The following is a 25171-nucleotide window of genomic DNA, read 5'->3' on the forward strand; positions in this document are numbered from 1 at the left end:
TGATTAAATCAGTATCAATAGGCTAATTGTGGTAGGCTGAATAGTTACATTTATTTTACGTTTATCAATATTACGACTGATTCCCAAGAAGAATTTAAACTTACCTTCATTGTCAATGACTGGATTGATATGCATTTCTACCCATACGGTAGAACCATCTTTGCATGGTTGTTCTAGTTCGATGGTGCGTGGGACATCGGGGATAAATCCTTTTTTGAATGTACTAAAAAAAGCATTCCATAATTCCATCAAGTCCTGGAATGATTGGGGTGTAAATCTTTCTTCGATAGATAAACTCTTCAATTCTTCAGGAGTAAATCCTCTTAAGTTTTCAACTGAAGGGCTGACATAAAGAGTATTACCACTTGCATCAAGTATCCATATTACATCATTTGCATTTTCAGCAATAAGGCGGAACATCTCTTCGCTTTCTTTCAGGGCCTTTTCTGATTCTTTTTTATCAGTGACGTCAGAGCAGACACCAATTGTCCTGCTTATCTCCTTTGTAACGTCATCAAATATGGGCGTGCCATGTTCTTTCCAGTGTCGGATTTGTCCACTCTTTGTTATCATGCGATATTCTGCTTGAAAAATATCTCCTGTGTTACGATAGTTTTCTATCTTTTTCATGACAGCTTGTAGGTCATCCGGATGTACTCTTTCAGACCATGCATTGAGTGTTTCCGATATTTCTCCCTGGTCATAACCTAGTGCTTCATCAATGTTTCCGAACCACTTTAAATGGTTATTTTTCATGTCCCACTCATATATCAGGTCATTAGTACATTCAGCTGCAATCCTGAAACGCTCTTCTGCTTGTTTGCGATCATTTATATCACGCATTGTTCCTGTAAAATACCTGAAGTTCTTCTCTTCATCAAAAACAGGGTTAACATTCAATTCTACCCATAACGTTGATACGTTCTTGCATAAGATCTCTATTTCAAAAACAGGTGCTTTTACAGGTGTACCTTTTTGGAGCTTGGAGAAGAAGGTGCCAATCACGCCGGTGATGTAATTGAAAGATTCTTCTGTGACAAGTTCTTTTAGACAATTTTCCAATATTTCTTCCGGAGTAAAGCCTGTGATATTTTTTACTGAAGAGCTTACATAAAAAAATTTACCGGTAGCACTCATTGTGAAGATAATGTCATTCGCACTTTCGGTTATCAGGTGGTAATTCCAATCGCATATCTTTCCAGAGCTTACAGCTTCTTTAATTGTAACTATTCAGCCTGATAAAAACGCTATCAATAACAATCTTGACAAAAAGTTGAAACGTAAATTTCATTAGAATCATTTATTTTGATTGTTGCTATTGATTGCTTTTTTGATTGTTAGATTGTTAGTGAGCAGACATCTCTATTTCGATGAAATCAGTACCAATAGGCAAATCGTGCCAGGCTGAATAGTTACCTTTAATTTTGTACCTCAGCTCACTTTTGGTGTATGGTTCTTTAATGTACCACACTCCATCTGCTATAGATATCTGGTCAAAGAACCTGCTATCAGGTTCGGATACAATGAGCAGTATTGGTATCTTATTCTTAGAGGCGATCCTCAATGCTTTTTCTACAAAGTTACCACTTGTGTCCTTCTCTAGTTTGAAGACTAACAATGAAGATATTCCAATAGGCTGTACTTCTGCATAATAATCCTGGTCGATATTGTGCACAGAAATATTATCGCAGATGTCTTCAATTTCCTTTTTTAATTTAGCTGTATCGTTTTTATTATGTTTGAGGAGAACTGTTTTATTCATATGTTTTTCCTCACTCTTATGATTTGGGTGTGCAAATGCTCAATAGGAATATACACAAGTCTAATATATTATTACACATATTTAAGTTTACTATGTCTTAATATGATTGTAATATAATTAATCCAATAGTTAAAAATAATTAATTCAAAAGTTAAAAATATCTTAATTTAATCGACTATTTTTCCGACAATGACTACTAGCTCTTCAAAGGAACATTTTTCTCTTGCCTTAATCCATGAATTAAAGCCATGACGTTCCATTTCCTGCATAACTTCTTCAATGCCGGTTATGGATGATACAAGCAGCAATATCAGTCCACTCGGTTTCAGGTAAGCATGTACCTGCTCCATGAATGGTTTGATGTCCTTACGTCCATCGATGCCACCGTCAAAAGCGTAATTTAACCATCCTGGGACTTTCTCTTCTTCGGAAGTTGGAAGGTATGGGGGATTGAATATCACAATGTCAAACTGTTGTTTACTTTTCAATCCTGTAAACATATCTGTCCTGATAACATCGATACCATTGGATTTTGCACAGCGTGCAGCTAAAGGACTTATTTCTGTTGCTACAAGCTTTATATTCCTGTTAGCTTTAAGGACTGCGGATACAAAACCGCTGCCTGTCCCAATTTCCAGGATGTGCATGTTCTCTTTTGTAAACTCAAGAGCAGTGTCTGCAAGTAGATAAGAATCTTCAGCAGGTTCGTATACCTGTTCTGCAAGATCGATCATTGCATTAAGGTGTTTGATGGTAACCATAGATTCAAAAATAGTTATTCCTGTTTATGTCTGAACATCATGTTGGCAAGTTGTGCAAATTGCTCAGGTTCCAGATTCTCAGGTCTTTTATCAATTAGTTCCTGCGGTAATTCATGTATGAATTCTTTCATATCATCTATACCAAGGAGTTGCTTGTTCCGGATGATGGAATTCCTCATCTTCTTACGCCTTTGGCCGAAAGCTGCAGTAACAAAATCAAGGAAATACTTTTCATCAAGCACTTCAAAATCTGCATGTCTTGGTTTGATCTCAACCACCGCAGAAAGGACTTCAGGTGGTGGGGAAAAAGCCCCTCGTGGTATTTTCATGATCATTGAATTATCAGCAAAATAGTGCGCATTTACAGAAAGGCGGCTATAATCCTTTGAATTGGCATGTGCCACAAGTCTCTGTGCAAACTCGTATTGGTACATGAGTATTCCTAACTTAAAATCATGTTTGAATAACTTGAATGTAATCTCGGAAGAAATGGAATATGGTAGGTTTGAGACTACTTTGTCAAAAGAAGGGAACTCGACTTTGAGCACATCTCCATGAATCAGGGTAAGTTTGTCCAGGTTTCCAAAACGGTCTATTAGAACATCAATAAGTTCGGGATCTCGCTCAATAGCAATTACGTGACCTGCTTTCTCCATGAGCCTTTCAGTAAGATTGCCTATACCAGCTCCTATCTCCAGAACAACCTCATCCGGCTGGATGTCTGCTGCTTCGACTATCCTGTCAAGCATACGTTCATCCACTAAAAAATGTTGGTCGTGGTTTCCTCCACGGATGCCGTATTTTCTGAGAATATCCCTGACCAAGAAAAGAACACCTTTTAATGGCTACGTTGACGACGTGGAGGTATTGTGAAAAGTCTGTACTTGATATTGTCATCCTTTAGTTCATCTATGATCCTGTTGACAACAACTTTCCCTGGGGAGTGTACTCCTCCAACCCTCTCGTGAAGTTCCTCAAGGCTGCTGAATGGGCCTTTCTTCCTTTCATCAATGATAGCCCACATCAGTTTCTTCCCAATGCCTGGTAGTAGCTCCAGCATGTGAAGCCTGTTGGTTATTGGGTGTGCATCGTTGAAGAATTTGACAAACCTTTCTTCATCATGTTTTACGGTCTTTTCAAGGATGTAGGGTAGCTCGAGCTGCGCACCATGACTTAAATCCTGGTATGGTATGCGGTGCTTTACATGATCTACAAGGTCGCGGTCTCCTTCACCAATGTATACTCGGGATTGTATGTCGGGAATCTTGCCTTCCTTAGGTACAAGCTCCATTAAAACGAAATTCTTTTCGCCGACTGCCTGCACAACTGGCTTTTTCTGGTAGGATGGCCGCTTGTCGTCAGTGCTTCCATACGGGAGATAGTCTAGAACCCATGTGTATTCTTCTCTCTCAGGTGGCTTTCCCCTAGTTGTCATATTTTCCCTCCGGCATACCCACTGCTATGGTAAATTGCTCTTGCTCTTAAAAAAGAATGTATATGATATAAACCTAATCCATTGCCTCTTCGACCATATCAAGCATTTGGTCAAGTTCCTCATCAGATAGGGTGAACCTCTCCTTTGCATAGAGGGATCTGAGTTCATCTCTTGTCTGCGGCATTATATCTGCTATTCTGATGGCGATCTCAGGCTTCATTTTTTCAAGTACCAGAAGCTTGTTCACAAGTTCCCTTGATTTTTCCGGTGATGACTTTGAGAACATTTCCGCATGGTTTATGGCCTTACGTAACTCATATCCCAGTTCTTCTTCGTTATTCAAACGCTCTTCCATAATATCGTGCAAAACTCCCTTCACTTCAGGGAGAGTCAACATATCTTCGCTCAGAATTTCCTTCACAATCATTGGTATACACTCTTTGCATTATTTGGGGTTTAGGTCATCCCTGGATGACAATAAGATGTATTTGTATCGTTAAATACATGCAATAGAGATATATCTAACGTTACAGAAAATTTCAGATGTAAATCTGAAATATCCTGTTTCAGTTATTTTTCTGTAATTTCAGATGCTGTGGAAGGGAGATGATTTCTTTTGTAGCATTCCCGTCCCTGATCTGGAGCAGGTATGCACGTCCGCGCTGGCCGAGAACCTTTCCGGTTTTTCCCTGGAACCTGGCATGTGGCATTCCCTTCTGTACACTTGGGTCGATGTCAATGTGTACCATCTGTCCTTCATCGAACTCCTGAATGGCTTTGCTAACAGGTGAAAGTCCTCTTTCCCTTACGCTCTTCTTCAATTTATAACGTGTACAGCTTTTTTCTCCGTGTGATGTTGGCATAATTTTTCCTCCGTTGATCAAATTATTAGTTTAATTTATAAATGTTATATCTGATGTGTTAGATGTCAACATTTATGACATCAAGTTCAGTAACCTTTGCCTGTATGCCAAGTATCCCGGTAAGGCTTGGCTGAGTTCTTTCTTCATCGCCGGACGTGAGTTCCTTAACATATAATCCGCCGTCACAGTGTACCTGTATAATAGCATACTCATCTGTCAGTTCCAGAAGTTGCATGTCATGAACAAACCTCTTTCGGATAAGATCCGCTCTCCTGTGGGATACACGTTGAGGCGTCCTCTGTGATATCTCAGCTCCGACTAGACTGTTGATGGCAGATATAAGTTTTTCCTTGGAAACAGGCTCACTGAATGTAACTTTTAACTTATAAACTTTATCCGCCTGAGAAGTCTTCAAAGTCTCGATTACTTCTTTCCCCACTATCTTCAGGCCTTCCACCTCTACTTTTCCATTGGCAAAAGAATTTATCTTTTTCTCAAGTTCGGCAACATCGATGGAACGTATGGATGGATTAAGGGCTTCCACCACGAAAGGTCTTCCGCTACCAAGCATAAGTGCGTCAATGTCTTCCCTTCCGGCTCCATGGAATGTCGTATCATCTGCGTCACACATATTCACGACTTCTTCCCGGATTATCTCATCAACTGATTCAGGGTATTGCCTGCCTGTGAAGTCGCATCTTTCACATCCCTTCCCGCCACATGTCCTGCATGGCCATCGAGTCTGAGGAATACCTCTCACGAGTTTTCTGTACCTGCCCTGAATGTAGAGTGAGCGTACTTGGAGTTCGACCTTCTCGCCGGAAAGGTCAAGGGTGACCAGAACATCAGGTTTGTCAAACTCTACCTCTTTTTCGTTACGTGCGGCGATGAGCTTGCCAACTTCCCTGTTCATCTCAGTCTTGAACTGTTCTGCATGTGTGATTCCGCATTCACTCCAGAGTATTTCCTCGTTCTCTGCAAGCAGTCCGCTGACTTTTGTTCCCACAAGGAAAGTTGAGTACTCGATATCTCTTATGGCTTCAATGGCACGTTCTGCCCATATGTAAAGATTATCGTATAATCCCAGGCATACCCAGCATTTTTCATCGTCTCCTGCAACTCCAAGACTCTTTCTTGCATAGACGCTGCTCTTAGACAGTTCTTCAAGTAAAGAATCATCACCTGTATCTTTAAATGAAGCATCTCCTTCCATTGCCAGGCTCAATTTGATGGCCTGTCCTCTTTCCACATTTGTCAGGCCTGTAGATAACTTTGCAAACTGCCTTCCCATGCAGTTATCACAAATAGGACCTTCATTAATAATTTTTTTTGCAGTTTCAAGTATGGTCATTTGATCACTTTTATCTATGTAGTTTCTATATCGGTTTTTATCAGGATAATTGGCAACAGATGGGTACTATCTAATATAACACTTTTTAGTTATGCTTCTTTTCTGTCCAGTTCATTATGAATTATTATCATACAGTGGTCTGAATGGAGTGAAATGGGCCCTATATTAAGCGTCTGCTTTGCAAGTCTTGCAATTATCTCCTCTTCTTCTTCAGTAACTCCCATATGGTCTCCAAGCACGAATACAGCATCTGTGTTAAGGTCGGTGTATTCTCTGATATCTTCCCCATCCTCTCTCAGATAATAGATGTCCCTGCCTGCATCCTTGAATTCCATAAGCAGTTCTTCAAGTCCTGCGCGACGTATCCATACGCCGGGGGTAGATTGTGTCTCATATTTAATTGCATCTCTTTCAAGTGCCTTCTTTATGAGAGAGCCGCTACTTCTTTCGTCGGGGTTAAGGTACTTCAACTTCTCTCCGTTGAATCTTATTACTTTTCCTGGGTCTGGTTCTCCAAGAAGTACCAGGTGGACATTGATATCACGTCTCATTCCATGCGAAAGGAAAAGTGCGGAATTGACGCATCTGCATAGAATATCCATTCTTCCGGCAGAACCGGGCAGGTCGTTCAGTGAAAAGTCAGCGGTTGTTAATACTTTATGTCCAATTATCACAAAATCTTTCATTTATTTTCCTCTGTTTTATTTCTCATCCTTAAGTATTATCTTTGCAAGCGCAGCTGCAATTTGGCGATAGTTCATATCATCGCCTGCGATATTTGAGACAAAATCATCATATTTGTCTAGATGTCCTCGCTTGATGTGCATCCTGATGTCATCCGCGATTCGATTCTCTTTAATTCTTTCTATGTCTCTGTGGCTTGGGAGCTCCCTTTTAATGATTTCGGTATTTGTGATACGCATTATGTCCTTCAGTTTCCCATGATCTTTGTTTGATGCAAAAGTATAGGCAAGTCCCGGTCTGCCTGCCCTTGCAGTTCTTCCTATCCTGTGGACATATGTTTCAAGTCCCTGAGGAAGGTCGTAATTGAAAACAACTTCTATGTTATCGACATCTATGCCCCTGGCCGCTACATCGGTCGCTATCAGGATACCAATATCTTCATTCTTGAACCTGTCCATCCTCTGTTCCCTTTTGTTTTGCTTTATATCGCCGTGAAGTGCCTCGGCAGGATATCCTCTGGAACGCAGTTTAATGACCAATTTGTCAACTTCCTTTTTTGCATTACAAAAGACGAGTGCAGACTTGATATTTTCAGCTTCTATAAGCCTTTTCAAAGCTTCTGGTTTTGCATTATCCTTTATTTCAAAGTAATATTGCTTTACCTGGGGTACAGTAAGTTCTCTATGAACTACTTTTATGTGCACAGGGTCCTTCTGGTATTGCTCTGTCAGATCTAGTATGGGTTTTGGCATCGTTGCCGAAAAGAGTAATGTTTGCCTGCCGGATGGGATGCTTTCCAGTATTTCTTCTATATCTTCCCTGAATCCCATATTCAACATCTCATCGGCTTCATCAAGTATGATAATACCAATGTCATCAGTAGGCATCGTTTGTCTTTCAAGGTGGTCTAATATTCTCCCTGGTGTTCCTACTATGATCTGAGCTCCTGTTTTCAGAGCATTTATCTGGGAATCAACTGGAAGTCCGCCATATATGGGTAAAACTTTGAGTAGAGGGATGTATTTTGCAAGTTTTCTGAGTTCTTCAGAGACTTGATTTGCAAGTTCTCTTGTTGGGCATACTACCATTGCCTGGGTATTTTTGTTACTCTGGTCAAGAAGTTCCATCAATGGGATCCCAAATGCTGCGGTCTTACCGGTTCCGGTCTGCGCCTGGCCTATAATGTCCTTTCCTTCAAGTATGGGGGGGATAGATTTTACCTGGATCTCAGTGGGCTCCCTGAACCCCATCTCTTTTATGCTTTTTCTTATCTCTTTTGAAAGGTAAAGTTCCTTGAATGTTTCTGATTCCATTTTATTTCCACTCTCCTAGGGCCCGCTTTTTGTGATTATTGTAAAAAATGAAAATGTGAATTAAGTAGGTGATGTCGTTTAGTTTTGATCTTTCAGAGATGCATAGATTTCAGATATTTTTACCGCAGTGCTTGCAACTTCTGTGGCACTGTTCCCCATTATTCTGATCATGGCTTCCTTTCCGATGCCACCTTTATCGTAAATGATGTCGGGTACAGCTCCATGCTTATCAATGGCGTCTGATGTTCCCCAGTCCATTGTGTGTGTATCTTTAGGTTCATCTTCCCTGGTAAATGATGATGTGCTAAGGCCAACTTCTTTGCATATGTTCACAAGGTGTTGGGAGTGCCTGATGTTCATGGAAGCTCGTGATGTTGGGGTATGCTTCATTGCAGTAAGTATTATGCGGGCAACATGGCTGCTTGCGCCAAAATCGATTTCACCAACGACCTGTGCGGTTCCTTTCAGTTTGACGATCCTGCCTGTGACTGCAGCCACTTCCGAGGTTGACGCTGCAGATGGCAGTGCCATTGCTATGTTACACCCGACTTCAGGAATAAGTCTTGTAAAGTGATTGGACTGGACAAGTATGTCCACTCCATTTTTTAAATCCTGCAAGACTGTATATCTTTCTGAGTTTTTCAGGACATGGGATAACTGATTGACAGGTCCTACACCGTTCCCCACGGGCATGCTTCCTTTAATGGCCTCTACGACGAAGTCCTTTGCTTTTTTTGCAGCATCATCTATTTTGTATCCCTGCGCAAGTGCTGCCGCAAGCGCTGAAGAATAGGTACATCCTGATCCATGGGTGCCGCCTTTGACAAAATTTCCGGGGATTATGGTGTACATGTCAGTTTCAGAATCGTATATTATGTCTGATGCATCAAGGTGCCCACCAGTTACAATGACAATTTTAACGCCTGTCTGACTGATAAGCTTGGCAGCTTCCTTTGCTTCCTCAATATTTGTTATCTGCATTCCTGCAAGAATGTTTGCTTCATTGATGTTTGGTGTTACCACTTCACTTAAAGGCAAAAGCTTTTGTTTTAAGGTTGTGATGGCATCTTTTCGAAGCAGATCCCCACCAGCCTCTGCTGCCATGACAGGATCAACCACCAATTTCAGGTCATATTTTTTCACCATTTCTGCAACGGTCGCTATTATGTCCGAAGATGAGAGCATGCCTGACTTAGCCCATATGATATTCATATCCTCACAGACGGCATCTATTTGGTTACGTATGACTTCACAAGGGATATCATAAGCACTCAGGACTCCGGTAGTATTTTGTGATGTAACTGAAGTAATGGCACATGTTCCGTGCAGTCCCAAAGAAGAGATGGTTTTTATGTCTGCTCCTATTCCTGCACCTCCTCCTGAATCTGATCCTGCGATAGTCATTACAACTGGAATTTTACTCATTATAATTCTCCTTATGCGCCCCTGCCGTGTTACGGAGCTCTTAAATGTCTTGTTGCTTATATATTAGTTGGTTACTGGGGCCTATATATCTTTGCGATAATGCTGATTTTATCTGCTTCAAAGCTGGCTTCTGCGATAGTTATATATACTGAATATGCAACATTGGTGCATCGCAATATGTATAAGTAAATAAACAAATTTACAATTTAATACTCGCGTATAATTATTCAGATTTATTTACTGAGGGCAAGTAATATGGGAAATAGACCTCTTGATATATTGAACAATGCTTTGAACACTCCTGTGATCGTGAGATTGAAAGGTGCAAGGGAATTTAGAGGCAAACTTCAGGGTTACGATGTTCATATGAACCTTGTACTTGACGAAGCGGAAGAACTGAAAGAAGGAGATATTGTAAGGAAGTTGGGTAGTGTTGTTATCAGAGGCGATAACATAGTCTACGTTTCCCCCTGAGACGAACGTAACATATAAGAACTAATAGCCATATCAGATGTCATTCCAACCGGTATGCTATCATACTTATAAATTCAACTAATTCAACTCAAAAGGTGATAATAGATGTCAAAAGGTACTCCCTCAATGGGTAAAAGGCAAAAACGCACACATGCAAAGTGTAGGCGTTGCGGTAGTGTCTCACTTAACATTCATACAAAACAGTGCACTTCCTGTGGTTTTGGGAAGACACCTCGCATGAGAAGTTACCAGTGGCAGGCAAAGTGCAAATACTAAGTCTTTTTAGACTAGGGATATAAATGCGCGAAGAATGCGGTGTCGTAGGGATTGTACAGTTCAAACCGGAATCAAATCCAGTCCCTTCCGCACTTCGTATATATTATGCGTTGTATGCTCTTCAGCACCGTGGTCAGGAATCTGCAGGTATCGCTGTTCATGATGGTAAGCGTCCTGAGACGTTAAAAGGCATGGGTCTTGTACCTGAGATCTTTAACAAAGAGGATCTTGTTATTCTCAAAGGTAAGGTGGGCATAGGTCACGTACGCTATTCCACATCCGGTGATTCCAGAATTGAGAACTGCCAACCTTTCATTGTAAAATACAAGAGCGGTAGTGTTGCGATAGCCCATAATGGCAATCTTGTCAATGGCCCTGACCTTCGAAAGAAACTAGGATCAGAAGGTCATCTTTTCGTTGCAAGCTCGGATACTGAAGTTATAGCACATCTTCTTGTAAAGGAACTTCTTAAGTACGGACCTGTAGAAGCAATCCGTCATGTTATGAAGCAACTGAATGGTTCGTATTCACTGACTATCCTCATAGATGATACACTGATGGCCGTAAGGGATCCTTTTGGTTTCAAGCCCTTGTGCCTGGGAACCATCGATTCGGGATATGTTGTTGCTTCGGAAAGTGTGGCTATTGATACTCTCAACGGTAAATTGCTCAGGGATGTTAATCCTGGTGAGCTTGTGATTTTCCGCGATGGTGAGATGGAGTCACACCAGCTTTTCCGTGAAGTCAACTCTGCACATTGCGTTTTTGAATATGTGTACTTTGCACGTCCTGATTCTATCATAGATGGCAAACTTGTCTATAAGGTAAGGGAACGGATAGGTGAAAGACTTGCAAAAGAGTATCCTGTGGATGCGGATATGGTATCTCCTGTTCCTGACTCCGGGATTACTTCTGCGATTGGTTATTCCCGTGAATCAAATATCGATTATGAAGAAAGTCTCATGAAAAACCGCTATATAGGTCGGACTTTCATTCTTCCCGGCCAGGCTATGCGTGAGACTGCAGTTCGCCTTAAGATGAATACCATTAACGAGAACATCAAGGATAAGCGTATTATCCTGATTGATGACAGCGTTGTAAGGGGTACGACCTCAAGGCGTATAATTGATATGATAAAGAATGCAGGTGCCAGGGAAGTCCATGCCAGAATAGGCAGTCCTCCAATAGTTGCTCCCTGCTATCTGGGCATAGATATGGCTTCCAGAGATGAACTTATCGCAGCTCACAAGACCATAAAGGGTGTGGAAGCTGTTATCAATGCGGATTCTCTTGGCTATCTCAGCATCGAAGGCCTGGTGGATTCCATTGGAATTGACAGGGATGATCTTTGTCTTGGCTGTCTTACGGGAGCTTATCCGGTTGATATTCCCGGCGAAAAGATGTGTCATCGAAGACAGTTGAAACTACACGAGTTCTAATTTTTTTATATCAAGTGTCAACAAATATAACTTGTGTATAAATTCCAAAGAGTTATATGTCAGTAGTGTGTACAAATGATTACTCTCTGATATATTATGTTCATGCAAGGATGTACCACCCCTTGCTGATTGTGGGAATGGGTTAACTTTTATAGCTGTTATTCTGCAATGCGGGAAAACAGCTTTGCTATGTGATGACAGGTAATCGCAGATATATGTTTGTATTGTTTCTTGATTTGTAACTATTCAGCCTGATAAAAACGCTATCAATAACAATCTTGACAAAAAGTTGAAACGTAAATTTCATTAGGATCATTTATTTTGATTGTTGCTATTGATTGCTTTTTTGATTGTTAGATTGTTAGTGAGCAGACATCTCTATTTCGATGAAATCAGTACCAATAGGCAAATCGTGCCAGGCTGAATAGTTACAAAGAAAGAAAAAATTCAGAGGAACTTTATTATTGACATGATGACTGAACAAAATATATCATATCCTCCGTACAAGTTTAGATAAATTTGTTTCTGATCAATTTACAAAACAGACTGCAATAACATCATAATTATTAAAAAATATTTCTGGAAGCTGAATACAGAACGTGGAAAAGTAAAGCGTTTTTGGGGAGAGATATTGTAGGGATGCAGAGAGGGAATCTGCCCACGTTCTGTTCATTTAAATCCGTTTTTGATTCAGCGTTCCGATAAGGTATACCGTACCACCAATTATTCTGCAGACACTGAACCTTCAGATTCTGTGCCTACAATTCTAAATATCAAAACATACTATATAAATATATCTACACTCCAATATATTATCAACATCATCATTATGACATTTAACATTGAACCTATCTCAAAACGCCTCTTGAACTTTATTCCAACATAATAGAAAACATGCAATATCCAGTAGTCCCTTGAAAACAACATTAAGCCTTTCATATCTACTTGCTATTTTTCTGAATCCCATTTTCAACCATGCAAAGAAACGTTCTATTGTCCCTCTTTTACGATATGACTCATACTCGAATCTTGTAGGTCTTCCTCTTTTTGGATATTTCTGATTCCTGATATTAACAGGAATGTTACTTTTGATTGCCCGATGTCTCAAGTATTTCCTGATGGCCACATCATCATAAGCAGAATCTGCAAGTACTTCCAATGGTCTTGTTTTTGGCCTTCCAGCAGTTTTGACCTTGATACTTTCCATGATCTTAACAAACTGCTGCCTATCATGTGCTTTTCCAGAAGCTATCAGAACGGTCAAAGGAAAGCTTTCAGAACTTACACAAACATGTATCTTTATTCCATTTCTTTTTTTGTGGCCGTTGTATTCGGAATTTTCTCCCCTTTTTTTGTTTCGATGAAACTACTATCAACACATACAAGATCCATGGAGAACTTACCTTTTTGGTAAGCGGAATCCCGAAGGGATTCCATAATCTCATTCCACACTCCTTCCTCTGACCACCTTTTTAGCCTTCTCCAAGCAGTTGCTCTGGAACCATAGCTAGCTGGCATATCCCCCCATCTACAACCGGTTATCAGAACAAAGAGAATACCATTGATGACCTTACGGTCATCAGCTCTCTTTCTTCCAGTTATTGGTTGTGGTGGTAAATGCGGTCGAATAAATTTCCATTGCACATCAGAAAGTTCTCTGAATTCCATTCATATCCCCATAATAAAATACAAAGAAGTAGTATTTATAGTTTTGAGATAGGTTCATTTAGAGAGATTTAACTTATAAAAATAAAATTACTGATTAAAATGTTTCAAGTGCCCTGTAAAATTCACATAAATTTACAAATAAATAGAAATCCTTTATGAAAAATGGAATTAATTATTCCATTACGAATCAAAATAAGCCCGTTTCACAACCCATCAACAAAAGCCCCAATCCTTTCCAGAGCTTTCTCAATCTCTTCCCGGGAAGTTGCATAGGAACATCTGAGGAAACCTGTGCCAGCTTCACCGAATACATCGCCAGGGATTGTGACGACCTTCTGTTCATTCAGGAGACGCTCTGCAAACTCTTCGGAATTTAAGCCAGTGTTTTTGACACTTGGAAATGCGTAAAAAGCACCTTTGGGTTCGAAACAGTCAAGACCGATCTTGTTCAATCCGCTGACTATAAGGTGCCGCCGCCTGTCATAGTCACGCACCATCTTTTCCATTTCGGAATTGCCATTGCGCAGGGCTTCTATGGCCCCGACCTGAGCGATAATAGGTGCACATAGCATGCAGTATTGGTGGATAAGCATCATAGCAGAGATAATCTCAGGAGGAGCCAGAGCAAACGCCAGTCTAAAACCAGTCATTGCATACGCCTTAGAAAAACCATTCAACAATATGGTCCTTTCACGCATTCCATCCAGAGAAGCAAAACAGGTGTGTCCACCGTTATAAGTAAGGCAGTCATAGACCTCATCGGATATCACCATGATGTCATGTTCCGCAACTACATCAGCTATGGCCTCAAGGTCTTTTCGCCCCATGGTAGCACCTGTAGGATTATTAGGATAATTAAGAATCAAAGCCTTGGTCCTATCTGTGATTACCGCTTCAAGATCCTCAGGCAGTAGTTTGAAATTGTTCTCAATACCTGTCATTACCGGAACAGGCACTCCTCCCGCAAACATCACTGATGGCACGTAAGCAACATAGGAAGGCTGGGGTACAATGATCTCATCACCAGGATTTGTAATAGCACGGATTGCAACATCAAGGGCTTCACTAACACCGGAAGTCACAAGTACTTCAGAATCGGGATTGTAAGATACGCCATATTTTCCAGAGAAGAATCTTGAGATCTCCTCGCGAAGTTCCAGAAGACCATAGTTAGAAGTATACGATGTCTCTCCACATTCCAGGGAATGTATACATGCTTCACGAATATGCCAGGGAGTGACAAAATCCGGCTCGCCCACACCAAGGGATATCGCATCATCTATTTCAGAAGCAAGATCAAAATAGCGACGTATACCTGAAGGAGGTACCTTTCCCGTTACATCTGCAATGAATTTGGAAGGACGGCATGTTTTTCTCATACATCATACATCCTGCAGTTACAAGTTTCAAGCAGTTAAGGAGTGACAGGTAAACGAGTAACGCTTTCCTGTTCATGAAGGATCACTCCATCCTCCTTGTAGGTCTTGAGGACAAAGTGCGTTGTAGTATGCTGCACCTGATCAAGAGTGGAGATCTTTTCCGCAACAAAGAAAGCAACTTCTTTCATAGTCCTGCCAGACACAGTAAGTGATAGGTCATACTGACCTGAAAGCAGCCTTACAGACCGAACTTCAGGGAACTTGTAGAGACGCTCCACAAGAGCCTGATACCCGACACTGCGCTCAAGACTTACCTTCAGTTCGATAATGGCATATACATTCTCATCGCCTGCAAGGTCCCAATCGATAACGGTCTTATACTTGCGGATAACGCCAGTGTCTTCAAGCTCAGTTATCCTTTTGCTTACCTCATCAGCAGCAAGTCCTGTCATGATTGCAATCTTCTCATGAGTAATCTTCGCATCCGCCTCAAGACATTCCAGAATGTGACGCGTTTTCATATCCATAATAAAGCAACCCTCCATAGAAAAATAAAAAAATAATAAAGTTTGAATTTATTCAATCAATACTGCGTTCACTACACCATCCTGACCGGGACGGCTTGTGATTTTGGCATCACCAAGAGCGGTCTTTACAATTGAACCTTTGGTGAGTATGTTACGCCTGACATAGTGCTCATTTGCAGCATTATCAACAACAGTCTCAATTGTTGATTGCTGGGTCTTCCCCTGTGCGTCAGTAACGTTCACGACGTTGCACTGCAAAAGCCTGACTTTTCTGTTACCGCCTGTTGTGGAAATGTTCTTCCTCTTGGTCTCGTTTACGAGTGTGTCAGCAGACTCACGACCTAACTCGTATTTTCTCTTACCACGTGCTGCCTTGATTTTGGCACCTGTATATGTCCTTCTGGATCTGCCTTGCCATTTCATGATATATCCTCTTAATTAGTGTGAAAAGTGAACTTGATTATGTTCTTAATCAAATATGCCTTATGGACGTACCTTTAATAATAAGATTCTATATGAACTTAACGAGTGATATCATAATGGAATTCCAGTATAAAATAGAAAGCAACGCAAATATAATTTGCCACATCAATGAATAGCCAGGATAGACAATTCATAAATAATCCAAACTCTTATAGAGAGCTATGCTTCGTGTAATTTTTCTCGGGACAGCCGGATCCCTGCCAACAACCAACCGCAACACCTCAGCAACAATGGTCAACATTGAGGGTGAACTTATGCTCTTTGACTGCGGAGAGGGAACACAGCAACAGATGATGCGGGCAAAAACAGGAATGAAGGCACTGTCCTCAATATTCATATCCCATTTCCATGCCGACCATATACTTGGCATACCGGGACTAATACAGACGATGTCATTCCACGGAAGGACAGAACCTCTCAGAATATACGGACCGCACTGGGTACATGAATTTGTAAGAATCCTGAGTGCACTTGGATACTATAAATTGCGTTTTGACATCGAAGGCATTGACCTGAATTCTGGAGATGTGATCAAAAGAGATGATTACTCCATTCTGGCCATAAAAACGGAACATAGCATACCAAGCATTGGTTATGCACTCATAGAGAACGAACGGACAGGGAAGTTCAATCGCCAGAAAGCAATTGACCTCGGTGTTCCAGCGGGCCCGCTCTTTTCAAAACTCCACAAAGGAGAATCCGTAGAAATAGATGGAAAAATGATACACTCTAAAGATGTAGTCGGAGAAAGCCGCCCGGGAAGGAAGATAGTCTACAGCGGAGACACGCGACCATGCAAAGGCATAATGGAAGCCAGCAAGGATGCGGATCTGCTCATCCATGACGGTACCCTGGCAAAGGACCAGCAGGATTGGGCCATTGAATCAATGCATACGACCGCTGAAGAAGCTGCACAGCTTGCAAAGGAAGCAAATGTACGAAATCTTATACTGACACACATCAGCTCCAGGTATTCAGATGACGTTACACCACTACTTGAAGAAGCAAAAGCAGTCTTTGAAAATGTCAGTGTTGCCGAAGATATGATGGAAGTTGAAGTGGTGCATCGGGATAAAAAGTAAGTTGTTAAAGACAAATAAATTCAAGAACAGGATTTCAAAGGAAAGTCCAGTCGAGCCTCCTGTCGTCAGCATCGTAAAGAGAAACTTCCGTATTTATATCTTCCATTCCAATTGGAAGCTTTTTAATACCTATGTACAGGATGTCACCTGGACCATAGTTGAAATCTTCAGGTTTGACTTTTCCGAAATATACGCGCCCTCCGGACCTGGTTTCTTCAACAACAACTCCTTTCCACATAAGAGAGTCAATTACATTGACGACAACACACTCAAACCTATCAGATTCGTTTACCTCAGACATAGCTCATCGATATATTCGTCAGATTTAAAAAGATAATCCTTAAATGTACAACCTGTCAGGATTTGATGCCCCGGAGACATTCTTCAATTTCTTGACAGAAGCATGCAGATCATCCTGGGATACATTATCCCTGTCCTCGATGATCACACTATGCAGTGCTGTTTTGAGAACCTTACCAACAAGATCTCTTCCTGAAAGCCCTTCTGTCATCTCTGCAATCACTTTCAGATCAACATCTTTTACCGGAATCGGGAAGGTATTTACGTTAGACTCAAGAATTGCAAGACGCTCCTTTTCATCAGGCAAGGAGAACTCAATCTCTTCCTCGAACCTGCTTCTTACAGCCGCATCTATTGTATCGTTCCGGTTGGTAGCTCCTATCGTGCATACGCCCGGACGTTCGACTATCCCGTCCATTTCTGTAAGCAAGGCATTAACTATCTCAGCCACGTCACCACGCAGTTCCTGATGCCTCCTGTCCAGGGCAATAGCATCCAGTTCATCAATGAAGATAATGCATGGAGCCATTTCCTGTGCGCGCTCATAGAGCTGATGTATCTGTCGGGCACCTTCACCTACAAATTCCCCTATCAGTTCAGTAGCTTTGACCGGGAGGATCGGCACATGAGTCTTGTTTGCAAGAGCTTTGGCAAACATGGTCTTACCTGTTCCCGAAGGTCCGAAAAACAGAACATTTCTTGGAGCCCAGCGACCAAACATTTCAGGCTGTTCCAGAAAACGCTCTATCAGTTTGCACTTGCGCCTCGCAGTATGCTGCCCAACCACATCATCAAAAGAGATGTCACTGGTAAACTCAACTGCAGGAGCACTACTGACAACCGGATCCTTAACTATTATTTTGGTCTTAAGACCAATAACAGATTCCAGAGGATACACTTCATTAATGCTGTAAGCAAAATCCGGATACATCCGCCTGTCAAAAAGGTACTCACCCTCGCGGGCAACAAACCCATTCCACTGTTCCCGTGCATAATGCTCGAAAACACCCGGATTCTCAATCTCCGGGTACTCTTCCAGAACGCTGGTCATAGGATACCCTGCAGGCTCAAGAACAAGAAACTCGGCAGTACTTTCTGCGGGTTCTGTTGTTACTTCTCTGCTAGATTTCGAGCTGGTTTTTTGGGCTGTACGTACTATGAATATCATCTCTTTTTTCTTCTAATACATGAATGAATTATGAAAACTATTAAAGGTAACCCTTAAAGGTTTCGGAGTTGAGAACCTTTTTACCCAGAAAACATACAAACGAATAATAAATATACTAATTAAAACAATATATATGATACGATGAAAAATGAGCATAAAATAAAAAATATGAAGATACCAGGCGTCGCCAATACTGTATTTATTTTAATTGTCTGTATATTGGGATTTGTATTGCTGGCACCTTTCATAATTACTAAAAATACAAGCTTCATAACAATCAGTTCAGCTTTGATAGTATTCACATTCATCACCATAATCTATGCAAGTAACCATATCGAAAAAAAGAACAAGGAACTTGAAACAAAGATTACTGAACTGGATGATAAAAGGGAAGAGCTTGAATACCTTGTTAAACGCAACACAAAGATAGAGACAATGATATCTTCGCTCATATCAATGTTTATTGCACCAAAGGATGTCGAAGGGACCATAAATGAAACATTGGAAAAGGCAGCCACACTTTGCAACTCGGAAAATAGTTCCCTGATACTATTCAAAAATAATAGCAATCCATACATACCCCATCAATGGAAAAAGTATCAGGATCAGAAAAGCATTTTTGAAAGCGTGACTTTTTCAAATTTCCCATGGCTCGAGGAAAAACTGAAGAAAAAACAAATGATCTTTATATCCAAAGACGTTAAACTTTTGGATATTGCGAATCGTGAAAGAAATATTATAATATCAAGTGGAGTACACTCCCTAATTGCGATACCTGTAGAATCAAATGGTGAAGCTATCGGTTTTATCAGTTTAGAAAATAGCACCGTAATTGATAACTGTTTCCAGGAATATTCCCAGACACTCAAAGTGGTATCAGAACTTGTAAGCATGGCGTTAAGCCATAGGTCTTTCCTTAAAGATATAGCTCTTTTCAAGAATCTTATAAACAAATCTAATGACTTTATCTTCATTATTGACATGGAAAAGATCAGCATTGTAGATGTAAATGAAACAGCATGCCAGAATCTTGGATATACCAGAGAAGAAGTCATCGGCATGGAAGAACACGGCATCTATGAATTATTCAATGATAATTTCTGGGAAAATGATTTTCGAAACATGTTTGGTAACAGCTACCTTGCACCAAGTAAAATACTAACAAGAAAAGATGGAAGCACCTTATGTGTCGAAATAAATGTTACGTTTTCCACTTTGAACCAGTATGATTATGCCCTTGTAGTAGTACGTGACACCACAATTCGCAGAGATATGGAAAGTGTACTTGCAAAGACAAAAGAAGTAATGGAGCTTGCACTTGAAGGTGCAAACCTTGGTACATGGGACTGGAACCTCAAGACTAATGAAGTAATGTACGATGAAAGATGGGCTGAAATGATCGGGTACGAGTTAAAAGACATCGAGGGAAATATCGAAACCTGGAAAGAGATAACTCACAAGGATGACCTCAAACCTATAAATTACAATATCAATCTACATCTGGAAGGAAAAACATCTTTCTTCGAATCTGAATTCAGAGTGAAGAATAGCAGAGGTAAATGGCAGTGGATACTTGCAAGAGGCAAGTTGACAGAATGGGACAAAAATAATGAACCATTCAGATTTACAGGAACAACAATGGATCTTGATGAGAGAAAAAGAGTTGAAGAAGAACTTATCAGCTCAAATGAGCTAAAAGATCTGTTCACTGATATAATGCGCCATGATCTCCTCAATCCAGCAGGAAACATCAAAGGATACCTGGAATTACTTTCAGAAATGGAAGATGAACCCACAAAAACAAAATTCATCATGACTATGCAGAAGAGCAATGATAAACTTATAGAAATGATCGAAACAGCTGCTCAATTTGCCAAATTAGAAGCATTGGATGAACTTGATCTTGTGAGGATGGACATTAAAACGATTCTGGAGAACGTGATAGAACAATTCGACCAACAGTTGTTGGAAAAGAAGACGAGCCTTGAGCTAAATGTAAAAGACAGTTGCCCTGCAATGCTTAATCCAATTGTTGAAGAAATTTTTACAAATTTCATATCAAATGCCATAAAGTACAGCCCTGAGAATACAAGAATAATCGTTGATGTGATCGACTCCAATTATACATGGAAAGTAACTGTAACTGATTTTGGAGAAGGAATACCTGATGATGATAAGCCCCTTGTATTCGACCGTTTCAAAAGGGTCAATAAAAGAGGTGTCAAAGGAACAGGACTTGGACTTGCGATTGTTAAAAGGATAGCCGGACTTCTGGACGGGACAGTTGGTGTTGAAGATAATCCGGAAGGAAAAGGTAGTGTGTTCTGGGTGAAATTAAACAAATAATAAAATGATCCTTTAATTCAATGAGATAGAAACACTTCGCTGTGCCTTCCTACCCATTAACTTTAAGAAAGATAGCACTTATCAGAAATATTTGATATTGATTCTGATGAGGAAATTAAATGGAACTAGACGAAATTGTTATTACAAGGGCTATAGTTGAGGAATATTCGAAGGTCTTCCTTGACTATACGGATGTTGATGTCGCACTTGTAGGCGGAGGACCTGCAAACCTGGTTGCTGCCAAATACCTGGCAGATGCCGGAGTAAAAACCATAATCTTCGAAAAGAAGCTCTCTATAGGAGGAGGAATGTGGGCCGGGGGAATGATGTTCCCACGCATTGTTGTGCAGGAAGAAGCCAGGCATCTCCTTGATGATTTCAATATCAACTATCATGAGTATGAAAAGGGTTACTACGTTGCAAGCTCCATAGAGTCAGTGGGAAGGCTCATTACCGGTGCAACTGCAGCAGGGGCAGAAATTTTCAATCTTATAGATGTGGAAGATGTGATGATACGTGAGAATGATGCGGTTTGCGGCCTGGTCATCAACTGGGGACCAGTGTCCATGAACAGGCTTCACGTCGATCCCCTTGCAATCCGTGCAAAAGTCGTCATTGACGGTACTGGACATGATGCAGCCATCTGCAGCACAGTACAGCGAAAGGTACCCGGTGCACAATTGGGAGATCTTGGAGTTGTAGGTGAGAAGCCAATGTGGGCAGATGTCGGTGAACGTATTCTCATGGAGACCACAAAGGAAGTTTATCCCGGACTCATTGTCACTGGAATGGCGGCAAATGCTGTTGCAGGTGCCCCAAGGATGGGACCTATATTCGGTGGCATGATGCTTTCCGGAAAAAAGGCTGCTGAAATTGCTATTGAAAAACTGAAAGAACAGGGCAGCATATAAAATAAAACAATGTAAGGGTGCTGTTCGAACCCTTTCCAAAGGAAAAGTTTATGTAAGAAACGGACATCTATAGGGTGCTTTCAAGCAACGCACCTCCTTCAAGCCGGGGTAGGGTAGCGGTTATCCTGTAGCCCTGTGGAGGCTACGATCCGAGTTCGATTCTCGGTCCCGGCCCCATATCAACTTTTTTAATACGATTACTTTCATTAAAAAGATGAAATTTTTGTAAAAACCATAATTATCCAGTGAATAGTTTAAATTACACCCCTGCGCTGGAACATGTAATGCCATTATCAGGATTGCTACTGATGGAAATTCTGAATTTTCCTGTTTTGGAGCGATTGCACATATGCAATTCAAAATTGTCCCGGTTTTGAAAATCATGCCGCTTGGATGATTGTTTATTACTATACTGTTTTCAGCAACTCATCCAATAGTACCGGTGTTACTTACAAAAGGTCATATTGCTTTTTCAAAAAAGGAACATCTTAAAATCAAGGTAACTATTCAGCCTGGCACGATTTGCCTATTGGTACTGATTTCATCGAAATAGAGATGTCTGCTCACTAACAATCTAACAATCAAAAAAGCAATCAATAGCAACAATCAAAATAAATGATCCTAATGAAATTTACGTTTCAACTTTTTGTCAAGATTGTTATTGATAGCGTTTTTATCAGGCTGAATAGTTACCTTTCTTTTAGGATACTCCCTATTTTTAGCTTGGGTTTTAAAACAGCATTTAGCTTTGTCAAGACGTCCTTAGTATCAGAGCCATACATGTCAGCGCCAATTTTCATAGCCCATTCAGCAGTCACTGGAGCTCCACCAACCATGGTCTTTACAGCATCGCGAATGCCAGCTTCATTTAGTTCCTTTTCGAGGATCATCTGGTTCATCATTGTAATAGTCATCAGGGCAGACGTAGCTATGACATCGGGGCATATCTGTATTGCTTGTTCAACGAAAGTTTCCACAGGTACATCCACACCAAGGTCGATAACATTATAGCTGTTTATATGAAGTGATGTTGCAATAATTTCCTTACCAATGGAGTGGATATCTCCTTCGATGGTGCCAATAAGTATGGTTCCCTTCGATTTTTTCCGATGAGTTCTTTCAGGTTTCGATGCTAGCAAAATTTTGATTCCGGCATCCATAGCATCAGAAGCTGCAATTATATGAGGCAGGAATACTTTCCCTTCGTCAAACATTTCCTTCAGTTTAATGATCGCAGCGTAATAACCGTTTTCGATAACATACTCAGGTTCAATTCCTGCATCAAGCGCTTCATATGCAACATTCTGGGCCATGGTGTCATTGAGTTTTAGGATCGATTCCATCGCTTTTTCCACAATAATTTCTCTAGCTAGCACTTGCAACCACTTCTTATTTGATATTCAATATTTTTACAGCACCGAATTCTACATAGGCAACAAGCAGTTGTTTTCCGTTTTAATCCTATATAAAACTATCAATTGTTTATAAAAAACAAAAAATAAAATAGGTTATTATTGATCAGCACTTTCTTCATTTTCAGAAAGATACTCCTCGTTGAACAATACATATATTAAGGATGTTCCACTTTCTCTAAAGTTGAGGAAGTGATATCATAGATAGGCGGTCTTTGGAATCTGAGTCTACAATGCAGCGGTTTTATGCTGTGGTTTCTCCTGCTGAACAGACATGGAAAAATTACATTACTGCTATGAGTCACTATACTGATTATACTCAACAAACTCCTACTGAACTCATACAAGAAGCTCAAGATGATATAAGAGCTGGCAAATTAATGACTGAGCGGCAGATATTTGTAAAATTGCCCAGGTTCAGGCAGTATCTTGAAAACGTGAAAAGTACTCGGTGTAGTTTGCCGTTAGCGCCGGGTTCGATAGAGAAATATATCGCTTCTATAGCTACTTTTTATAAGTATTTTTACATAGATACCCCTCACTCGCAGAGAAAAGCGAAAACAAAGCCCTTAAAAGAGCATATGAAAAGAGCCAGTAAAGAAGATATCAGAAAAGCTCTTGATCATGCAAGTATCAGGAATAGAGCAATTATTTTATGTGGTTTGTCTTCTGGGATGGGTGCTGCTGAAATTTCCTCTTTGACATTGAAGTCATTTTATGAGGGTTATGATGAAAATACCGGAATCACTACTTTTGATATGAGGCGTAAAAAGGTAGCTACTGATTTTATTACTTTTATTTCTCCTGAGGCTTCTGAGGCTATTTTAAAATATTTGGAGTGGAGAGATAGGCCGATTATTAATGACAATAGACATGAGTATTTACGGAGGCGTACTACTCCTGATAGTTATCTGTTTGTGTCTGCGAATGTTTCACGCAAGTATTTTGATGATTTCAATGAAGAATGTAGACGACTGACCAGTAAAGCCATTCTTAGCATTTATGCACGTGTTTCAGATGATTCTGGTTTGTCTACTGGGACGGGCTGTTATAATACCCTGAGAAGTCACAACATGAGGAAGTATTTTAATACTACTCTGAAAAATGAGGGATGTGATAGTGATATTGTGGAGTATTTCATGGGGCATACTTTGGGAGATACTAAGGCTGCTTATTACGAGGGTGATCCTGAAAAGCTGAAAAAGATATATGAGAAGTTTGTTGCTCATCTGACAATCTCTAAAGAGCTTGATCTTTCGGATTCTCCTGAGTATCAAAAGGCTATACAGGAAAATGAGATACTGAGCAAGGTTAACGCTCAAAATGTGGTTAAGCTGGATGAAATGGGGACAATGCAGCAACAGCTAAACAAGTTACAGCAGGAGTTTAGTGAGGTTATGAGAGTGAATGCTAAGCATCCCACATTGACATCGTTATACGTGGAAGAGGAAGAAAACGAGATAACATGATATCTACACAAAATACAAATGCTGCCTGTCCGGGCAGTACATATCCATCTCGATCTTTAGCTGCTGGACGATATCACAACAGTATTGTTCCAGGACACCAAACTTATCCTTGAGCATCTTGCAGAGTTCATGCGTGGATATCCCATTGTATACATGACCTGCCAGTTCATGTAATACAGATATTGCAAGCTCTTCTTTTGTGCATGTGTCTGTGATCTCAGCTGAGATAATCTCTGCTGTTGATATTCTTCTGGAAAGCCGAAGGTTGTGGAAGTGATCTTCTCCACATGTGGGACATTTTGTTTTTATGTACATGCTATTCTTCACCCATTTCTACACAATTTGTATAGGTAAAAGAAATATAAAAATTTAATTCTTTCGATTGACAATTAATTTCGATGAGTATTCCAAATCAGATCATTATCCTGTGTTTGTTGAGTTTAAGTTAGGTGGTGATGTGACCTGAGATTACACTGTATGAAGAAAAATGCGAACGGAGATAAACCGTTTACCCTCAATGTTCATGTGAGGGAACGGTTGGAAATGTGGGGATAGTTGACTTTAAACCAACAAATAGAAAGATTTAATTTTAGTTCGGAATATTAAAATATTTGTATACGTATTCACTATAATGTGGTAATGA

General features: G+C 40.5%; 27 protein-coding genes and 1 tRNA gene. 8 read left to right on the forward strand and 20 right to left on the reverse strand.

The features are described 5' to 3' along the window. Nucleotides 1–3: 3 nt before the first annotated feature. The 11 genes from V7O67_RS06765 to thiD form a co-directional block, all read right to left on the reverse strand. Nucleotides 4–1230 carry a PAS domain S-box protein gene (locus V7O67_RS06765; protein WP_406671433.1) on the reverse strand — a complete coding sequence of 409 codons (1227 nt, stop codon included), beginning with the start codon at nt 1228–1230 and terminating at the stop codon, nt 4–6. A gap of 115 nt (nt 1231–1345) precedes the next feature. Beyond that, the gene (locus V7O67_RS06770; RefSeq protein ID WP_342305608.1) at nt 1346–1762 is read right to left on the reverse strand and encodes a hypothetical protein; all 417 of its coding nucleotides are present in this window, start codon (nt 1760–1762) and stop codon (nt 1346–1348) included. 167 nt (nt 1763–1929) lie between these two features. Beyond that, nucleotides 1930–2523: a HemK2/MTQ2 family protein methyltransferase gene (locus V7O67_RS06775; RefSeq protein ID WP_342305607.1), complete on the reverse strand. Its 594-nt coding sequence runs from the start codon at nt 2521–2523 to the stop codon at nt 1930–1932. 14 nt (nt 2524–2537) lie between these two features. Beyond that, entirely contained in the window at nt 2538–3347 is an 810-nt protein-coding gene (gene rsmA / locus V7O67_RS06780; RefSeq protein WP_406671313.1) for a 16S rRNA (adenine(1518)-N(6)/adenine(1519)-N(6))-dimethyltransferase RsmA, read from the reverse strand. Nucleotides 3348–3361: 14 nt separating this feature from the next. Beyond that, nucleotides 3362–3958 carry a DUF655 domain-containing protein gene (locus V7O67_RS06785; protein ID WP_406671314.1) on the reverse strand — a complete coding sequence of 199 codons (597 nt, stop codon included), beginning with the start codon at nt 3956–3958 and terminating at the stop codon, nt 3362–3364. Nucleotides 3959–4031: 73 nt separating this feature from the next. Further along, the gene (locus tag V7O67_RS06790) at nt 4032–4385 is read right to left on the reverse strand and encodes an RNA polymerase Rpb4 family protein (protein WP_406656929.1); all 354 of its coding nucleotides are present in this window, start codon (nt 4383–4385) and stop codon (nt 4032–4034) included. A 139-nt stretch (nt 4386–4524) separates the two neighbouring features. Next, complete coding sequence (locus tag V7O67_RS06795) at nt 4525–4821, reverse strand: 50S ribosomal protein L21e (protein ID WP_406656930.1); 297 nt, start codon at nt 4819–4821, stop codon at nt 4525–4527. A 58-nt stretch (nt 4822–4879) separates the two neighbouring features. Beyond that, on the reverse strand, nt 4880–6172 hold the full coding sequence (locus V7O67_RS06800; RefSeq protein ID WP_406671315.1) for a tRNA pseudouridine(54/55) synthase Pus10: 1293 nt from the start codon (nt 6170–6172) through the stop codon (nt 4880–4882). Nucleotides 6173–6261: 89 nt separating this feature from the next. Beyond that, on the reverse strand, nt 6262–6858 hold the full coding sequence (gene trmY / locus V7O67_RS06805) for a tRNA (pseudouridine(54)-N(1))-methyltransferase TrmY (protein WP_342305601.1): 597 nt from the start codon (nt 6856–6858) through the stop codon (nt 6262–6264). A 15-nt stretch (nt 6859–6873) separates the two neighbouring features. Next, nucleotides 6874–8169 (reverse strand): DEAD/DEAH box helicase, encoded by a 1296-nt coding sequence (locus V7O67_RS06810; protein ID WP_342305600.1) that lies wholly within the window; start codon nt 8167–8169, stop codon nt 6874–6876. Nucleotides 8170–8247: 78 nt separating this feature from the next. Next, complete coding sequence (thiD, locus tag V7O67_RS06815) at nt 8248–9594, reverse strand: bifunctional hydroxymethylpyrimidine kinase/phosphomethylpyrimidine kinase (protein ID WP_406671316.1); 1347 nt, start codon at nt 9592–9594, stop codon at nt 8248–8250. Between the two features lie 255 nt (nt 9595–9849). Here thiD and V7O67_RS06820 point away from each other — a divergent pair, with 255 nt between their 5' ends. The 3 genes from V7O67_RS06820 to purF all read left to right on the forward strand — a co-directional run bounded on the left by V7O67_RS06820 (nt 9850) and on the right by purF (nt 11783). Beyond that, nucleotides 9850–10068, forward strand: coding sequence for an LSm family protein (locus V7O67_RS06820; protein WP_015054685.1), 219 nt, complete (start codon nt 9850–9852; stop codon nt 10066–10068). Between the two features lie 105 nt (nt 10069–10173). Further along, nucleotides 10174–10344 carry a 50S ribosomal protein L37e gene (locus tag V7O67_RS06825; protein WP_406656935.1) on the forward strand — a complete coding sequence of 57 codons (171 nt, stop codon included), beginning with the start codon at nt 10174–10176 and terminating at the stop codon, nt 10342–10344. A gap of 23 nt (nt 10345–10367) precedes the next feature. Continuing rightward, nucleotides 10368–11783, forward strand: a complete 1416-nt coding sequence (gene purF / locus V7O67_RS06830; RefSeq protein WP_406671317.1) for an amidophosphoribosyltransferase — start codon at nt 10368–10370, stop codon at nt 11781–11783. An 853-nt stretch (nt 11784–12636) separates the two neighbouring features. Here the strand turns inward: purF and V7O67_RS06835 are convergent. From V7O67_RS06835 to V7O67_RS06855, 5 genes are all read right to left on the reverse strand, one after another. After that, nucleotides 12637–13086 carry a transposase gene (locus tag V7O67_RS06835; protein WP_406671435.1) on the reverse strand — a complete coding sequence of 150 codons (450 nt, stop codon included), beginning with the start codon at nt 13084–13086 and terminating at the stop codon, nt 12637–12639. Continuing rightward, nucleotides 13083–13451, reverse strand: a complete 369-nt coding sequence (locus tag V7O67_RS06840; protein WP_406671318.1) for a transposase — start codon at nt 13449–13451, stop codon at nt 13083–13085. The genes V7O67_RS06835 and V7O67_RS06840 overlap by 4 nt, the downstream gene beginning before the upstream one ends. A 203-nt stretch (nt 13452–13654) precedes the next feature. Further along, a complete protein-coding gene (locus tag V7O67_RS06845) occupies nt 13655–14830 on the reverse strand; it encodes an aminotransferase class I/II-fold pyridoxal phosphate-dependent enzyme (protein ID WP_406671319.1) in 1176 nt (391 codons plus the stop codon). Nucleotides 14831–14865: 35 nt separating this feature from the next. Beyond that, on the reverse strand, nt 14866–15357 hold the full coding sequence (locus tag V7O67_RS06850) for an Lrp/AsnC family transcriptional regulator (protein ID WP_406671320.1): 492 nt from the start codon (nt 15355–15357) through the stop codon (nt 14866–14868). 48 nt (nt 15358–15405) lie between these two features. After that, nucleotides 15406–15780 (reverse strand): 30S ribosomal protein S8e, encoded by a 375-nt coding sequence (locus tag V7O67_RS06855; protein WP_406656942.1) that lies wholly within the window; start codon nt 15778–15780, stop codon nt 15406–15408. A 221-nt stretch (nt 15781–16001) separates the two neighbouring features. Between V7O67_RS06855 and V7O67_RS06860 the strand changes: the two genes are divergently transcribed. Then, on the forward strand, nt 16002–16922 hold the full coding sequence (locus V7O67_RS06860; protein ID WP_406671322.1) for a ribonuclease Z: 921 nt from the start codon (nt 16002–16004) through the stop codon (nt 16920–16922). 34 nt (nt 16923–16956) lie between these two features. On the opposite strand, the gene V7O67_RS06865 is transcribed toward V7O67_RS06860, so the two are convergent. Together V7O67_RS06865 and V7O67_RS06870 are read right to left on the reverse strand one after the other, a co-directional pair. Then, nucleotides 16957–17223: a hypothetical protein gene (locus V7O67_RS06865; RefSeq protein WP_406656940.1), complete on the reverse strand. Its 267-nt coding sequence runs from the start codon at nt 17221–17223 to the stop codon at nt 16957–16959. A gap of 39 nt (nt 17224–17262) precedes the next feature. Further along, on the reverse strand, nt 17263–18390 hold the full coding sequence (locus V7O67_RS06870) for an AAA family ATPase (RefSeq protein ID WP_406671324.1): 1128 nt from the start codon (nt 18388–18390) through the stop codon (nt 17263–17265). Between the two features lie 141 nt (nt 18391–18531). Between V7O67_RS06870 and V7O67_RS06875 the strand changes: the two genes are divergently transcribed. The 3 genes from V7O67_RS06875 to V7O67_RS06885 all read left to right on the forward strand — a co-directional run bounded on the left by V7O67_RS06875 (nt 18532) and on the right by V7O67_RS06885 (nt 21824). Further along, a complete protein-coding gene (locus V7O67_RS06875) occupies nt 18532–20736 on the forward strand; it encodes an ATP-binding protein (RefSeq protein ID WP_406671325.1) in 2205 nt (734 codons plus the stop codon). Between the two features lie 119 nt (nt 20737–20855). Continuing rightward, entirely contained in the window at nt 20856–21647 is a 792-nt protein-coding gene (locus V7O67_RS06880) for a sulfide-dependent adenosine diphosphate thiazole synthase (protein WP_406671326.1), read from the forward strand. Between the two features lie 102 nt (nt 21648–21749). Then, nucleotides 21750–21824 (forward strand) — tRNA-His (locus tag V7O67_RS06885). Nucleotides 21825–22336: 512 nt separating this feature from the next. Here the strand turns inward: V7O67_RS06885 and V7O67_RS06890 are convergent. Further along, nucleotides 22337–23023 (reverse strand): methyltransferase cognate corrinoid protein, encoded by a 687-nt coding sequence (locus V7O67_RS06890; protein ID WP_342305586.1) that lies wholly within the window; start codon nt 23021–23023, stop codon nt 22337–22339. Between the two features lie 269 nt (nt 23024–23292). On the opposite strand from V7O67_RS06890, the gene V7O67_RS06895 reads away from it, so the two are divergent. Continuing rightward, nucleotides 23293–24528, forward strand: a complete 1236-nt coding sequence (locus tag V7O67_RS06895; protein ID WP_406671327.1) for a tyrosine-type recombinase/integrase — start codon at nt 23293–23295, stop codon at nt 24526–24528. 3 nt (nt 24529–24531) lie between these two features. Here the strand turns inward: V7O67_RS06895 and V7O67_RS06900 are convergent, their stop codons facing one another. Further along, complete coding sequence (locus V7O67_RS06900; protein ID WP_342305584.1) at nt 24532–24843, reverse strand: hypothetical protein; 312 nt, start codon at nt 24841–24843, stop codon at nt 24532–24534. Nucleotides 24844–25171: the final 328 nt, after the last annotated feature.

It is taken from the genome of Methanolobus sp. ZRKC4, from assembly GCF_045291305.1.
Taxonomy (GTDB): Archaea; Halobacteriota; Methanosarcinia; order Methanosarcinales; family Methanosarcinaceae; genus Methanolobus.